This window comes from Ruminiclostridium sufflavum DSM 19573, assembly GCF_003208175.1.
Lineage (GTDB): Bacteria > Bacillota > Clostridia > Acetivibrionales > DSM-1351 > Ruminiclostridium > Ruminiclostridium sufflavum.
In genome coordinates this window covers 104,054-118,031 of sequence record NZ_QKMR01000005.1, presented here as the reverse complement: position 1 = coordinate 118,031, position 13,978 = coordinate 104,054, and the positions used below count along the sequence as shown (strand labels likewise).

Below are 13,978 nucleotides of genomic sequence, written 5' to 3'. Positions count from 1 at the left end.
TTGTCTAATAAAATTTATCCCAATACCTTTTGCGCAAAAACCACCTAAAAGAAACAGCTTCCTCCAATAAATTCCTTTACAATTGAATTATTGGGTATATCCTTTTCGTCTATCGGCAAAAAGTAGCTTAAAAACTCTATTAATCTCTTTACCTCGGAATAACGCTCATTTTCCATGCCTAACTGCATCAAAAGCGGTTCCGCATATGTTTTCAGCAAGCACAGCTCATACACAAGTGAGGAATTGAACATAACATCAGCATTCTCCTGAAAAGGAAAAATATTCTTCTCCTCACCCCTTCTTACAGATGGCCACCTGTTTATAGTATTAATTGCCGAGCAGCCTCTGAACTGGCTGTCTCTTACTATTCTTCTCAGTATTCTGGTATCCGTTGAGGGAATTCTGTTATGGTCATCAATATTCATCGAAGTAAGAGCACTTACATAAATCTTATATTTATCCTCGGGTGAGATAGATGCGGTAAGCTTGTCATTAAGTCCATGTATTCCTTCAATGACAAGAACTGTGTTCTTATTCATCTTCATCCTCTGTCCGAAAGCTTCTCGCGAACCCGTTTCAAAATTATAGACAGGCACTTCCACCTCAAAGCCATTTAGCAAATCAGAAAGATGCTTGTTGAATAAATCCACATCAATAGCTTCCAATGCTTCATAGTCGTACTCTCCATCCTCATCCACAGGAGTTTTATCCCTGTTTACAAAATAATTGTCAAGAGATATAGTCTGCGGTACAAAGCCATTTACCCTGAGCTGTATGCCTAGTCGGTTTGCAAAGGTGGTTTTCCCCGATGATGACGGTCCTGAAATCAGAACAATTCTTTTTTCTTCCTCATGGTTTGTTATTTTGTCGGCTATTTCTGCAATTTTTTTCTCATGAATAGCTTCACTGACCCTTATCAGATTCCCTATTTCACCTGTGTTAACAATGTCATTCAATGCTCCTACGTTTTGCACTCCCAATATTCTTATCCACTTCTTGTAGTCGATAAAAACCTTAAACAGCTTTTTCTGCTCCTCAAACGGCTGAAGAGACTCGGGATTTACTTTTGACGGAAACTGTATAACAAGACCCGGCTGATAAAATTTAAGAGCAAAGCATGTTATATAACCTGTATCCGGCAGCATATACCCGTAATAATAGTCCTCATAGCCGCCGCAGTTATAAACCGTAACATGTGATTTTTTTCTATATTCCAGAACCTCGTATTTATCAAGTCTTCCAGTGTTTTTATACAACTGCCTCGCTTCCTCCAAGGGAATAATTCTTTTTTCAAACGGCATTTCTGCAGCAATAATCTCTCTCATTCTATTTTCAACTTTTTCAACATCAACCTCAGTTAATGCTTCACTTCCGTTTATCTCACAATATACCCCGTTGCTCATGGGGTGGCTTATAACCGCATTTCTGTCAGGGAAAACCTCATTAACCGCCTTGATGAAAAGAAAATATAAGCTTCTTCTGTATATTCTCATTCCATCCTCATCAGTTAAATCTATAAATTTAATTTTTGCATCTTCAATAATTTCGTAGCTTAAATCCTTTATATCATTATTAACTCTTGCTGCAACAACAGCGCAAGCATAATTTTTCTGAAAGCTCCCGCTCAGCTCAAAAAGAGTAGTTTTAGCTTCTGTTTCGTACCTGTCTCCATTTATAGTTACAATAATTTTGCCGTTACCCATATATCCTCCGTTCAATTTTGTTATTTTAAAACGCAGCGTTTAAAACTTCCACTTAACCTTTTGCTCCGTCTGTTTTCAGAAATTACTATCTTTTTCTACTTTTCTTTAGTTTATAATATTCTATGCTAAATGTAAAATATCCTTTTAATGTTATTATTTCTATAATAGTTATATTCATGGTTTCCCCGAAATGTATAAATTTTAATATTACTTATTCAACTTTCACATTTAAATTGAAACGCTGATTCTTTTCCTGCCTTTCAAATCGTATAAAACCGCAAAAGCCGGATTATCCATATTATTTCCATAAAACAATTTATGAAACTCCCGCTTGCTCCTTTTAGTATTTGACAGCATATTGGCTATAATATAAAATGAAACGTGGAAAACGTGTTGATAAACGAATTACAAGAGGTTAGGCAGCTAAAAAATGCGGATTTGGTAATAAACATGTTGCGTACCTACACGAAAGTTTACCAAATTTTTGTGCCGAAAACTCGGCGTGGGAGGTTAGCTTGAAAGACTTTAGATACAGCTACGAAAATACTAGCGTACCTCCACAAAAGCTTACCAAATTTTTGTGCCGAAAACTCGGCATGGGAGGTTAATATGCCAGATATAAAAGCCGAAATAAAAAAAGAAGTATCACGAAGAAAAACCTTTGCCATTATTTCTCATCCTGATGCCGGTAAAACAACATTAACAGAGAAATTACTGCTTTATGGAGGAGCCATCAGAATGGCCGGCTCCGTAAAGTCAAGAAAAGCCAATAAATTTGCCGTATCAGACTGGATGGAAATTGAAAAGCAAAGAGGAATTTCTGTAACCTCCAGTGTTATGCAATTTGAATACAATAATTATTGCATTAATATACTGGACACTCCCGGTCATCAAGACTTCAGTGAGGACACCTACAGAACTCTGGTTGCCGCAGACAGTGCCGTTATGCTTATAGACGGCGCAAAGGGTATTGAGGCTCAAACGATAAAGCTTTTCCATGTATGCAAGCTCAGAGGAATTCCTATTTTTACCTTTGTAAACAAGATGGATCGCGCCAGCAAAGATCCCTTTGAATTAATGGAGGAAATTGAGAGAGTACTTGGTATTCGTTCTTATCCAATGAATTGGCCAATTGGAATTGATGGTGATTTTAAGGGCGTATACAATCGTAAGCTAAAGCAAATTGAACTGTTTACCGGCGGTGAGCATGGACAAAGCCAGGTATCATCTCAAGTCGGTAAAGTAGACGATCAGGTTTTTGCAGATTTGTTAGGCAGCCATTATCACGGCAAGCTGTGTGAGGATATTGAGCTTCTGGATATGGCCGGCGATGAATTTGACAAAAGAAAAATCCGAAGCGGTGAACTGACTCCCATGTTTTTTGGAAGTGCAATGACCAATTTCGGAGTACAGCCGTTTTTGGAAGAATTTCTGGATCTTGCGCCTTCACCGGGGATTGTTGAAGCAATAGGCAGCGAAATTGATCCTGAAAGCGACAAATTTTCCGGATTCATATTTAAAATTCAGGCCAATATGAATCCTACGCATAGAGACAGGCTTGCATTTATAAGAATTTGCTCAGGCAAGTTTAAAAAAGGTATGTCGGTTAGGCATGTAAACGCCGGTAAGGAGGTTCGTCTTTCACAACCGCAGCAGTTTATGGCACAAGAACGTACAATTGTTGAAGAAGCGTTTGCCGGCGATATCATAGGCTTGTTCGATCCCGGAATATTCAACATAGGAGACACCTTATTCGAGGGCGGCGATAATATCAGATTCAAGGGCATTCCTATTTTCCCTGCGGAGTTTTTTTCAAGAATTACGCCTGCCGATACTATGAAAAGAAAGCAATTTATAAAAGGCATTGATCAGCTTTCCGAAGAAGGTGCAATTCAGGTTTTCAAGCAAATTGATATAGGCATTGAAGCATTAATTGTAGGAGTAGTCGGCGCCCTTCAATTTGAGGTTTTGGAATACAGATTGAAAAATGAGTATGGTGTTCAGCTGAGAGTTCAAAATCTGCCCTTCAGACATGCAAGATGGATAAAAAACGAAGGTCTGGATCCAAGAAAGCTGAATCTTCCCAGTACAGCTATTATTGTTGAAGACAAGCTGGGAAGGAATTCCATACTGTTTGAAAACGAATGGTCAATAAGAATGGCTGAAGAAAGAAATAAGGATTTGCAGCTGGTTGACATAGCAACACAGGACTTCAAGCTATAAAATTTCAAATATTTTTTGTTTTTTACTTGACAAAAAGTGCAAACCTATTTATAATAGGTTTTGCGCTTGACGTTGGGATGTCGCCAAGTTGGTAAGGCACCAGATTTTGATTCTGGCATTTCGTTGGTTCGAGTCCAGCCATCCCAGCCACTCGACCCATTAGCTCAGTTGGCAGAGCACTTGACTTTTAATCAAGGTGTCCGCAGTTCGAATCTGCGATGGGTCACCAAAGCCTTTAATCATCCGATTAAAGGCTTTTTGTTTTAAACAAGTTATTAATCTGTTATTTTTCTTTATTCTCGTTATCCTTCAATCCTCTTGCTTTTCTTTTTGCAAGCCTGAATATCAAATAACCAATCAACCCTAATGGTACTATTACAGGTACCGCCGCTGCCAAAAGCACAGCCGAAGCCTGCAAAAACACCCCGATACCTGCCACACTGTTTTTAAAGCTGTATGCCAGCCTGTGAAAAAAGCCATCCTTCTCTTTAGGTTGAGCAGGCTTTATTTGTTCAACCTCGGATATGTTTACATTTAAAGTAGAGTATTCTACAAGTGAATCCCATTTTTTGAGCGTACCCGTACAGTTTTCAATCTCATACAAAGTTGTCTGAAGCTCTTTCTCTATCTTTAAAATATCCTCCATTTTGTCGGCCTTCTTCAGAAGCTCCTGCAAACGCTCTTGCTGTATCTTCAGCGACTTTAATCTTGCCTCTGTATCAAAGTACCTCTCAGTAACATCCTCGCCGTTTGATTGCTCTAATACTACTGTTCCGAATTTCCTTAAATCAATAAATGCCTGATTATATCCTGCTTTCGGAATTCTAAATACATACTCGGCACTCTTTAAACCACCATAGCCAATTCCGCTGCCCTGAACAGTTGAGCTTTGTATAAATCCCCCCGCGGACGATATGTATTGGCATAAATCCGTCTTGGTCTTTTCGAAATCAAGAGTTTCAAGATTAACCTGACCTGTAAAAATTATCTTCTGATTTACACCGGCAATATTATCAGTACTTTGCTCATTTACATTATTACTTTCAGCCTGACTTGACGATGCCGGTAATGTTTCTGCGGCTCCTTCGCCGGACTGTGCAGATCCGGCATCCATAGAATCATTGAAGGTAAGCGCAATATCCTTTTTAGAAGTCTCAGACTTGCTGGCAGTCGAACCGCAGCCTGCCATTGAAACCGATACCGCTATCATTAGAATCCAGATAATTAATTTTCTGTACATAGCTTTCCCCCTTATATTTTGTGAACAGTATAAGAATATAGACGTAAGGAAAATCAAAAGGTTTCAATTTTATTGTATAATATTCGAGATAATACAATACAAAACTGTTTTGTATTGTATATTGTTACAGCTCCTTTATCATCTGAGAATACGGCAGGTTTTTAAATCCCATTCTCTCATAAAGGGATACCGCTTTTTCATTGCTGTCTTCAACTTCAAGACGTAAGCGCTTGACATTATAGCACAGATTACCTTCCAGATATGAAAAAAACTCATGTCCCAAGCCGCAGCAACGATATTGAGGCATGACATAAAGCTCATCAATCCACAGAACCATACCGCCTGCTTCCTGTGAAAAGGATCTGGCCAAGAGGGCATAGCCTGCTGTACAATTTTCATGTTCCATAATGTATCCGGACAAATAATTATCAGACCGCATTAACTCATCAAAAGTATTCATAATAAATACTTCCGGTATATTGCGGTATACAGCATCTGAAGAATAAAAATCCTTTGACATCTTCAAATAAAACTGTTTATCCTCTTCTCTTATTTTTCTTATCAAGCTGACCTCCCCCGCCGAATTTCCGGCACTAAAATTTAATCAAGGCTGCCGCGCGTAAAGCTTCTGCCCCGTAACACAAAAAAACCATGCACAGGCTCAATACCTAGCACATGGATTCTTTTATTAATGGGGTGGATAGTGGGATTCGAACCCACGACATCCAGAACCACAATCTGGCGCTCTAACCAACTGAACTATATCCACCATTTACTGCCTTCAAGACTCCGTCCCGCAAGGCACATTTGATATTTTACGGCACAATATTATATTTGTCAATAGGAAATTGATTTTTTTTTATTATTAATGCTCCAATTTAATCAAAATTTCTTGATTTTTACAATTCTCAATAGTATAATTATATTGCTAAGCTTTATAATTTCTTATTCTGATTTAACTGTCCTTTTTCGTACCGTAATGTATAAGGTTTTATATGCTCAGCAACAAAATTTTTAGGAGGTAGTCTCATGGAAGATAAAACTTTTACCTGTAAAGATTGCGGTGCAACTTTTACCTTTACTGCTGGAGAACAGCAGTTTTACGCCGAAAAAGGATTTACAAACGAACCTGCAAGATGTCCTGAATGCAGAAAAGCTAAAAAGGCTGCTCAAAAAAGCTTTAATAGCGGATACTCTAAAAGAGGATAATATAAAACACAAATTGACTTTAGTCACCCCCGGAATCCCGGGGGTTTTTGCTTCTGCTTATGCTTAATATATTATGCTATTATTATTTGTTTACAAATTTGTATATAGTTATATGATGATATTTTTCATTTGCCTTCAAAATAGGAGACGGAAAGTTTTTATGCTTCATAGCATTAGGAAAATATTGCGTTTCCAGACAAAGACCTGTTCGCGCATTGTAAACCGCATTATCTTTTCCAATCAGCTTCTCGCTCAGGTGATTGCCTGAATAAAATTGAATACCGGGCTTTGTGGTATATACCTCCATAGCTCTTCCGCTCTCAGGATCATACAGCACAGCCGCTGTTTCCTTAATGCTGCCTTCTGTGTTCAGAACCCAATTGTGATCGTAGCCTTTACCGTTTACAAGCTGTTCATCCGGACTGTCTATATCTTCGGCAATACGCTTCATTTTTGTAAAATCCATTACGGTCCCTTTTACATTGCGAATCTCACCAATCGGCAAGCATTCGTCATTAACCGGAGTAAATTTGTCAGCATTGATAAACAGCCGGTGTTGTGTTGCCTCTCCTGAATTATGCCCTGAAAGATTAAAGTAAGCATGATTTGTCAGATTCACGACTGTATCCTTATCCGAAACGGCAGTATAATCAATTTTCAGCTCATTATCCTCTGATAAGGAGTACTCGACAGTTACATCAAGCTTACCCGGATAGTTTTCCTCACCGTCAGGACTGGTGTGAGTGAGAACCAGCCTTTCAATGCCTTCCCCGCTTAATATTTCTGCCTTCCATAAAACGTTATGAAGGCCTGTATCCCCACCATGCAGATGATTCCTGCCATCATTTTTCACAAGCTCATATACCTTGCCATTCAGCTCAAATACGGCATCCTCTATCCTGTTTGCATGCCTGCCTATTAATGCGCCAATGTACCCGTCATTATCTATATATTTATCAAGCTTTCTGTATCCCAATACAATATCAGCTGATTTTCCGTTTTTATCAGGTACATTTACCGAAACAATTATTCCGCCAAAATTAGTGATTTCTACAGATACATTTTTAGAATTTGTCAACTTAAATATATCTGCTTCAGTGCCGTCCTGCAATGTACCGAAGCTATTTTTTTCAATACTCAAGGCTTTATCCTCCTGTGCAACATAAATTATTATTTTCTTACCCATCTAATAATAAACCAGATTTCATTTTATTTAAATAAGCATTTAACAAAAACGGCAATTATTTCTGCTTTTTATCAACCGCGGTATATACTATCCCAAAGCAACATCCAGAATCATCATTACCGCAAACCCAATTATACATCCTGCGGTAGCGAGATGAGTACTTTTGTGATTTCCGCTCTGCGCCTCCGGGATAAGCTCCTCAACCACAACAAAAATCATTGCACCTGCCGCAAATGCAAGTGCATAAGGCAATATTGGCCTAATAAACATAACTGACGCCGCTCCAACCACTCCGGCAACAGGCTCAACGAAACCTGATGCCTGTCCGTAAAAAAAGCTCCTGCTGCGGGATAAGCCCTCTCTCCTCAAAGGAATTGATACTGCCGCACCCTCCGGAAAGTTTTGTATCCCGATTCCGATTGCAACGGCAATTGCAGACATAACAGACAGGCTGCCCATTTCGTTTGCCACAGCTCCGAATGCCACACCCACTGCCAGACCCTCCGGAATGTTATGTAAGGTTATCGAAAAAACTAAAAGAATACTGCGTTTGAGGTGTGTTGAAATACCCTCGCTTTCTCCATCCTTTGCATTAAAATGCATATGAGGAATGATCCTGTCGGCCACAGCTAAAAAACCTGCTCCTCCAACAAATCCTATAGCCGCAACAAGCCATGCCGGCAAAAAGGAATCCTCTGCCAATTCAATTGCCGGAGCCAGCAATGACCAAAAGCTGGCTGCAATCATTACTCCCGCGGCAAATCCCAGCATAGTATTAAGAACACTCTGCTTTATTTCCTTAAAAAAGAAAACCATTGCAGCTCCAAGCGCTGTCATCGCCCATGTCATTAACGTTGCAGCCAGTGCCAGAAGCACATGATTCTGATTACTTATCCATTCCATATATCACACCGCCATTTCCTGATTTTTTGACATATTACTGCTGACCGCAATTTTTAATAAAAGCCCTTATATATTACTCCAGCCCCATTATAGCTTTGGAAAATTATTGACTTTATTTCTCTGTTTTAATTTCCGTCAGCAAATCCCTGATTTCCGTCAGCATTTGCAGCTCTGCCGAAGGAGGAGGCGTATTTTCTTCCTTTTCCTTTAATTCTTCACCCTTTATCCTTTTAACCCTGTTTATCATTTTTACCATACAAAATACAACTAATGCAATTATTATGAAATTAATAACCTGCTGAATAAAAGCACCATACATAATTGCAGCCTGTCCTTCTGCCGCACCTTCAGGAAATTTGTACCCTGTGAAATCAAGCCCTCCGATTATGAAGCTTATGGCGGGCATTATAACCTGATTAACCAATGAATTAACAATAGCTGTAAATGCACTTCCCACAATTATACCGACAGCCAAATCAATGACATTTCCTCTGGAAATAAACTCTTTAAATTCAGAAAAAAACTTTTTCAAATATCACACATCCTTTTCCCAAACCGATACTGAAACGGTTTCTATAATATATTTTGTGTTTAGTATAAACTATAGTATTTAATAATTCAACGGGCTTTTCTCTAAACCTTCACAAAAAGTACACACCTTTATGACAAAATGAACACACATAAGGTTTAGACTATAATTGCAATAAAAACTGTTTTATTAAAAACGGCAACGAAGCTGTCAGCAAAGCTTCATAAACAATTGTGACTGAACAGCGGTGAAGGGATTGATATCTGAAATGTCAAAGCACAGCAGAAGGCTTACTAAAAAAAGAATACTTATAATCATATTTATTTTTCTTCTTGCAGTTTGTACTGTTTTATATAAATTAGCGGACCGTTACCTTATTGAGCATGTCGAGATAAGCAATGCTCTTGATACAAGCGCTGCATCCGATGCCGCAGGGCAGGCTTCTCAAAGCGTTAACACGGGCAGCTCCGGAGCTGCCTATGATTCAGAATCCGTATCCTCCTCCGGTAATGAGTGGAATTATACAAGTGATTCAAAAACTATTAATATAAAAAAAATTACCGAGGGTTCTGGTAGTGATACCGTTACCTATTACGTCGCAGATATTGTCCTGAAGGATTCAAGCGAGCTGAAATCAGCGTTTGCCAAAAATCAGTTCGGAAGCAACATTATTGAATACACTTCTGAGATTTCGGAAGAAAACAATGCCATTTTAGCCATTAACGGCGACTATTACGGTTTCCGTGATGACGGAATAGTAATCCGCAACGGAGAAATATTCAGAGATATTCCTGCACGGACAGGTTTGGCATTTTATGAGAACGGAACCATGACGACCTATGATGAAACCGGAACAACAGCTGAAGAATTAATTTCGCAGGGTGTTACACAAACGCTGTCCTTTGGGCCTGTACTTGTCAAAGCTTCTTCTGCCGTTACCGATTTCGGCACTACAGAGATTGACACAAACTTCGGCAACCGTTCAATTCAAAATTCGAATCCCAGAACAGGAGTAGGTGTTATTTCCGCCAATCATTATGTCTTTGTAGTGGTAGACGGCAGAAGCAAGGGCTACAGCAAGGGAATGACATTGACTGAATTTGCTCAGCTTTTTGAAAGCCTGGGCTGCACAGATGCCTATAATCTTGATGGAGGTGGCTCTTCAACGATGTATTTTAACGGTGAGGTTATAAATAATCCCCTTGGTAAAAATAAAGAACGTGGTGTCAGTGATATTTTATACATCGGCTGAGAAAGGAAAATTTCCTTATGAAAATTATAATTCCCGCATACGAACCGGATAAAAAGCTAATCGAGCTAATAAGGGCTATAAGAGAAAACAGTGATTACGGCATAATTGTTGTAAATGACGGCAGCGCCGAAAAATACAAAGCCATATTCACACAGGCCGGATTTGAAGGCTGTATTGTGCTAAGCCATAAAATCAATCTAGGAAAAGGAGCCGCATTAAAAACCGCATTTACCTATTTATTGCAGAAAGGTATAGAAAAGGAAGGCATAGTTTGTGCCGATTGCGATGGTCAGCATACATGGCAGGACATTATTAAAATTGCCGAAAGCATAGTCTGGCACAAAAATTCCGTCATTTTGGGATGCAGGGAATTTACAGGCTCAATTCCTTTAAAAAGCCTGATAGGGAACAAAATTACAGGCTTTATTTTCTCTCTTGCTTCCGGCTGCAAGATAACCGATACACAGACAGGCCTCAGAGGCTTCTCAGCCAATATGCTTTCCTGGCTGATTCAAATAAAAGGAAACCGGTATGAATATGAGATGAATCAACTGCTGGAGGCAAAGTCATCAGGCTATGAATTGTTTTGCATTCCTATAAAGACAATATACGAAAACAACAACAAAAGCAGTCATTTTCACCCCGTTCGGGATTCTGTAAAAATATATCTGCCTATTTTGAGCTTCTGCTTTTCTTCAGCTGCCTGCGGCATTATTGATTTTATTTGCCTGTTTATCTTCAACCGCATTACAAAAAATCTGCTTATTTCGGTAATAGCGGCCAGAGCTGTGAGCTCCCTTGTTAATTATATCTTAAACAAAAATTTAGTGTTTAACGCTAAAAAGCAGCTACACAGAAAAGCTTTAATAAAGTATTACTGTTTGGTAGCAGCAATTCTTATCTGTAATTATCTGATGCTTGATTTCTTTACGGATACAATGTCATTGTCCCTTTTTATAAGCAAAATTCTAACCGAAGCTATTTTATTTTTTGTAAGCTATTTCACTCAAAAGAAATATATCTTTACTTGAAAAGCGGTATGACCTGTCAAAAACCTCTAAAAAATGTAAGCCCCTTAAACATGGAGCTTACATTTTTAAAAGCATTTTTTTCAATTCAACTTTCCATAGCCGCGATACTTGTATTATTATAAGTTTCGTTAACCATCTATGCTCACATAAGATAACTGCATCTCATCATTAAACTCAACTTGTATTATATGCTCATCCAGATTATGGTTTCTCCATGTAAGACAGCCCCATCTGTCATTCATGATTTCTATATCTGCTTCATTTAATTTCTCAGCTATTTCATTCCTTGCATATCTGCTTTTATAGAAATCCAGAACACTGTGATTTAAAACATAATCTATCACTTCGGATTTCTTGTACAAATACAATTCAAATATTTTATTGGCGTACGCGATAGAGCTTTGATTCAAAAAGTCCCTGTGAATTTTAATTAAAATTCCTTCAGCTTCTGTTTCATAATAAGGGTCACTTAAAATAAAATCTTCTCTCTTCATTTTTTACTCTCCCTTAAATAAAAATTTGGTACGAAGTATTATATGATTATTATTCTACATTTAATTACTATCCCCTTTTAATTTGGAAAAATTTGTGTGATAAGCCAATAAAAATTATTTCTCCTGTTAAAGCTATCTGCTTTTTAGGATACGCCCAAAGCATGTGGTATCCGTTGCAGAAAAAACCTGCATTCCGTTCTTGTACTGCAAAAACGAAATGCAGGGAGGGTTATATGTTTTATTGTGCTATTACAATCATTCCGGTAAACGTGCCGTCCTCCGATTTTACAACCCGCAAGGCATATGTAGCTTCGTCAGACTTCATTACATTGACAATAGCTGAGCTCATGCTGTCACTCGTAAAAATGTCGGTAACTTTTGCGGAAATTGAACCGCTGCCAACAGTATCGTCCGATTTCCCGTCAGAGCTCCACTCATAACTGAAATATCCTTTGCCGTCGACTTTAAGGGGTACTCTAGACCACTCAACAGCCTTTGCGTTATTCCAGTTTATATCATATCCTCCATTCTCAAAATCCACGTTTGTGTCTTGAGAACTTTTCAAGCCCTTCAATAGCTCAGCAGCTTTCGAGGGATCAGCCAGCTTCTTGTCAAGCGGCAAATCAAAAATTGCGCTTGCTCCTTTATAAGCTGGATTTACAGCAATTTCGCCAGTCTGTTCATTGAATTTGAAAGTAGTGTTGCAGATAAAGGTACTGTCACATATTGCAAAATATAAACCACGGTCGGCAAACATCGTAATATCATCACACTCTACAAGCCGGTACATAACTCCTTCCGTTACCGTTTCAACATATGCGCCGCCTAATGTAGCAGCGTTCACTTCCCAAGGCTTCAAGCCCTTCACAAGCGGAGAGGCAAAAAAATTATGCGTCCCCTCATCTGCCGTCATTTGTGAACCGTCTGCCTTCTGAATCGCCACTACCGCATAGGTACGTTCAAGCTGTACCTCCCCATTTTTGTAATACGGCTTATCAGTAATGTCCTTGCCGGATACAACGGCAAGCAGGGTAAATATATAATCGCCGCTTGTCTTTGATTCGTTGATATTTATGGCGGTTTTGCTTTCAAATGCTGCACTCAACGCATAATCTTCTGTTTTTTGTGCTATATCTTCCGGCTTCAAAAAATGCCATGCCGCAAACGCCGTAGTAGTTACAAGCATAACTGCAACAATAACAGCGGCAGCTGTTCCAAAATAATTTTTAAACTTGGGTTTTCTCAAAAGAGCTCCCTCCTTGATATAATTTAATTTTACTTTTTGCACTAACGCTGTATCCGGCGTTTCTGTGCTTTTTAATGCTTTTTTGAGCAATCCGTCCACATCATAATTTTTATTCTTCATGCTCCTTCAATCCTTTCTCAATAAGTTTCCGCGCCTTGAACAGCCTGCTTTTAACCGTGCCGGGCGGTATTTTCATAGACAATGCAATATCAGGCACACTCATTTCAACAGTATAGTACAGGATAACCGGGACCTTAAATTTGTCCGGCAAGCTTTCAACCAGCTCGCGGACAATATGGGCTTCCTCCCGTACAAGAAAATCTTCTTCCATACTTTCTCCTCCCGCTGCTGCTTCGTCAAAAGGCTCTGTGGGTGCTAACCGTTTTCGCCGGGCATACCTGCGCTTCCAACCTTTCCATATATACAGCGCAGAAGAAAAGAGAAAGCCTTTCGGATTCTCTGAGTTATCCACCTTAGGTAACTGCTCCAATACTCTTAAAAATGTTTCTTGAAACAAGTCGTCTGCATCCTCTTTAGAATACGTCAGACTTCGGCAAAACTTGTAAACCGAATCGCCGTAGTCATCTACTAACTCCGCAAACATACAGCGCGGGATTGTTTGATTAGCTTTTATTACGCGTAACATTTCCAAACCTACTTTCATCGCCTCCTTTGCAAATCCCGTACACTTGTTAATAGGCACGAGATTGCAAATGGTTCACTTTTTGCCCTCTGGATTTTTGCAAAAAACAAAGGATTCCATAAAGTCCGAAAACCTATGAAACCCTTTATCTTCAAAGTACTATTAAGGAACAGACATCACCTTTGAGACAATATCATATTTATACTTATATTATACACGCTTTTCACAATAAAACACGTTTCAGCGCATTTTTACACGAACCTATAATTCAGGATTAGGTTATCTCCGATACCGGAGCATACTTTGTATACCACAAAGG

13 protein-coding genes and 3 tRNA genes are annotated in these 13,978 nt (G+C 39.0%); 6 read left to right on the top strand and 10 right to left on the bottom strand.

What is annotated here, in order from left to right; all coding sequences use genetic code 11:
• Positions 1-44 precede the first annotated feature (44 nt).
• On the bottom strand, positions 45-1,703 hold the full coding sequence (locus tag LY28_RS05665) for a nucleoside kinase (RefSeq protein WP_110461214.1): 1,659 nt from the start codon (positions 1,701-1,703) through the stop codon (positions 45-47).
• A gap of 609 nt (positions 1,704-2,312) precedes the next feature.
• On the opposite strand from LY28_RS05665, the gene LY28_RS05660 reads away from it, so the two are divergent.
• The 3 genes from LY28_RS05660 (at position 2,313) to LY28_RS05650 (ending at position 4,155) form a co-directional block, all read left to right on the top strand.
• On the top strand, positions 2,313-3,926 hold the full coding sequence (locus LY28_RS05660; protein ID WP_110461213.1) for a peptide chain release factor 3: 1,614 nt from the start codon (positions 2,313-2,315) through the stop codon (positions 3,924-3,926).
• A 73-nt stretch (positions 3,927-3,999) separates the two neighbouring features.
• A tRNA-Gln gene (locus tag LY28_RS05655) sits at positions 4,000-4,076 on the top strand.
• Between the two features lie 3 nt (positions 4,077-4,079).
• A tRNA-Lys gene (locus LY28_RS05650) sits at positions 4,080-4,155 on the top strand.
• Positions 4,156-4,209: 54 nt separating this feature from the next.
• On the opposite strand, the gene LY28_RS05645 is transcribed toward LY28_RS05650, so the two are convergent.
• The 3 genes from LY28_RS05645 to LY28_RS05635 form a co-directional block, all read right to left on the bottom strand.
• On the bottom strand, positions 4,210-5,166 hold the full coding sequence (locus tag LY28_RS05645) for a DUF4349 domain-containing protein (protein WP_110461212.1): 957 nt from the start codon (positions 5,164-5,166) through the stop codon (positions 4,210-4,212).
• A 124-nt stretch (positions 5,167-5,290) separates the two neighbouring features.
• On the bottom strand, positions 5,291-5,731 hold the full coding sequence (locus LY28_RS05640) for a GNAT family N-acetyltransferase (protein ID WP_110461211.1): 441 nt from the start codon (positions 5,729-5,731) through the stop codon (positions 5,291-5,293).
• A gap of 127 nt (positions 5,732-5,858) precedes the next feature.
• Positions 5,859-5,935, bottom strand: a tRNA-His gene (locus LY28_RS05635).
• A gap of 260 nt (positions 5,936-6,195) precedes the next feature.
• Here LY28_RS05635 and LY28_RS05630 point away from each other — a divergent pair.
• Positions 6,196-6,375: a zinc-ribbon domain-containing protein gene (locus LY28_RS05630; protein WP_110461210.1), complete on the top strand. Its 180-nt coding sequence runs from the start codon at positions 6,196-6,198 to the stop codon at positions 6,373-6,375.
• A gap of 82 nt (positions 6,376-6,457) precedes the next feature.
• Here the strand turns inward: LY28_RS05630 and LY28_RS05625 are convergent, their stop codons facing one another.
• The 3 genes from LY28_RS05625 to mscL all read right to left on the bottom strand — a co-directional run bounded on the left by LY28_RS05625 (position 6,458) and on the right by mscL (position 8,996).
• Positions 6,458-7,516 (bottom strand): aldose epimerase family protein, encoded by a 1,059-nt coding sequence (locus tag LY28_RS05625; RefSeq protein WP_110461209.1) that lies wholly within the window; start codon positions 7,514-7,516, stop codon positions 6,458-6,460.
• 132 nt (positions 7,517-7,648) lie between these two features.
• The gene (locus LY28_RS05620) at positions 7,649-8,464 is read right to left on the bottom strand and encodes a ZIP family metal transporter (RefSeq protein WP_110461208.1); all 816 of its coding nucleotides are present in this window, start codon (positions 8,462-8,464) and stop codon (positions 7,649-7,651) included.
• 112 nt (positions 8,465-8,576) lie between these two features.
• Positions 8,577-8,996: a large-conductance mechanosensitive channel protein MscL gene (mscL, locus tag LY28_RS05615; protein ID WP_110461207.1), complete on the bottom strand. Its 420-nt coding sequence runs from the start codon at positions 8,994-8,996 to the stop codon at positions 8,577-8,579.
• A 253-nt stretch (positions 8,997-9,249) separates the two neighbouring features.
• Between mscL and LY28_RS05610 the strand changes: the two genes are divergently transcribed.
• Together LY28_RS05610 and LY28_RS05605 are read left to right on the top strand one after the other, a co-directional pair.
• On the top strand, positions 9,250-10,245 hold the full coding sequence (locus tag LY28_RS05610; RefSeq protein ID WP_242981162.1) for a phosphodiester glycosidase family protein: 996 nt from the start codon (positions 9,250-9,252) through the stop codon (positions 10,243-10,245).
• Between the two features lie 17 nt (positions 10,246-10,262).
• On the top strand, positions 10,263-11,276 hold the full coding sequence (locus tag LY28_RS05605) for a bifunctional glycosyltransferase family 2/GtrA family protein (RefSeq protein ID WP_110461205.1): 1,014 nt from the start codon (positions 10,263-10,265) through the stop codon (positions 11,274-11,276).
• A gap of 128 nt (positions 11,277-11,404) precedes the next feature.
• Here the strand turns inward: LY28_RS05605 and LY28_RS05600 are convergent, their stop codons facing one another.
• From LY28_RS05600 to LY28_RS05590, 3 genes are all read right to left on the bottom strand, one after another.
• Positions 11,405-11,770, bottom strand: coding sequence for a hypothetical protein (locus tag LY28_RS05600; protein WP_110461204.1), 366 nt, complete (start codon positions 11,768-11,770; stop codon positions 11,405-11,407).
• Positions 11,771-12,008: 238 nt separating this feature from the next.
• Positions 12,009-13,136, bottom strand: coding sequence for a DUF4179 domain-containing protein (locus LY28_RS05595; protein ID WP_110461203.1), 1,128 nt, complete (start codon positions 13,134-13,136; stop codon positions 12,009-12,011).
• Complete coding sequence (locus tag LY28_RS05590; protein WP_242981161.1) at positions 13,126-13,680, bottom strand: RNA polymerase sigma factor; 555 nt, start codon at positions 13,678-13,680, stop codon at positions 13,126-13,128. Before LY28_RS05590 ends, LY28_RS05595 begins: the two co-directional genes overlap by 11 nt.
• Positions 13,681-13,978: the final 298 nt, after the last annotated feature.

Bases quoted from the DNA above. Each gene is read 5' to 3' on its own strand.
- LY28_RS05665 (WP_110461214.1), bottom strand. From the start codon at position 1,703: ATGGGTAACGGCAAAATTATTGTAACTATAAATGGAGACAGGTACGAA.
- LY28_RS05660 (WP_110461213.1), top strand. From the start codon at position 2,313: ATGCCAGATATAAAAGCCGAAATAAAAAAAGAAGTATCACGAAGAAAA.
- LY28_RS05645 (WP_110461212.1), bottom strand. From the start codon at position 5,166: ATGTACAGAAAATTAATTATCTGGATTCTAATGATAGCGGTATCGGTT.
- LY28_RS05630 (WP_110461210.1), top strand. From the start codon at position 6,196: ATGGAAGATAAAACTTTTACCTGTAAAGATTGCGGTGCAACTTTTACC.
- LY28_RS05620 (WP_110461208.1), bottom strand. From the start codon at position 8,464: ATGGAATGGATAAGTAATCAGAATCATGTGCTTCTGGCACTGGCTGCA.
- LY28_RS05605 (WP_110461205.1), top strand. From the start codon at position 10,263: ATGAAAATTATAATTCCCGCATACGAACCGGATAAAAAGCTAATCGAG.
- LY28_RS05600 (WP_110461204.1), bottom strand. From the start codon at position 11,770: ATGAAGAGAGAAGATTTTATTTTAAGTGACCCTTATTATGAAACAGAA.
- LY28_RS05595 (WP_110461203.1), bottom strand. From the start codon at position 13,136: ATGAAGAATAAAAATTATGATGTGGACGGATTGCTCAAAAAAGCATTA.
- LY28_RS05590 (WP_242981161.1), bottom strand. From the start codon at position 13,680: ATGAAAGTAGGTTTGGAAATGTTACGCGTAATAAAAGCTAATCAAACA.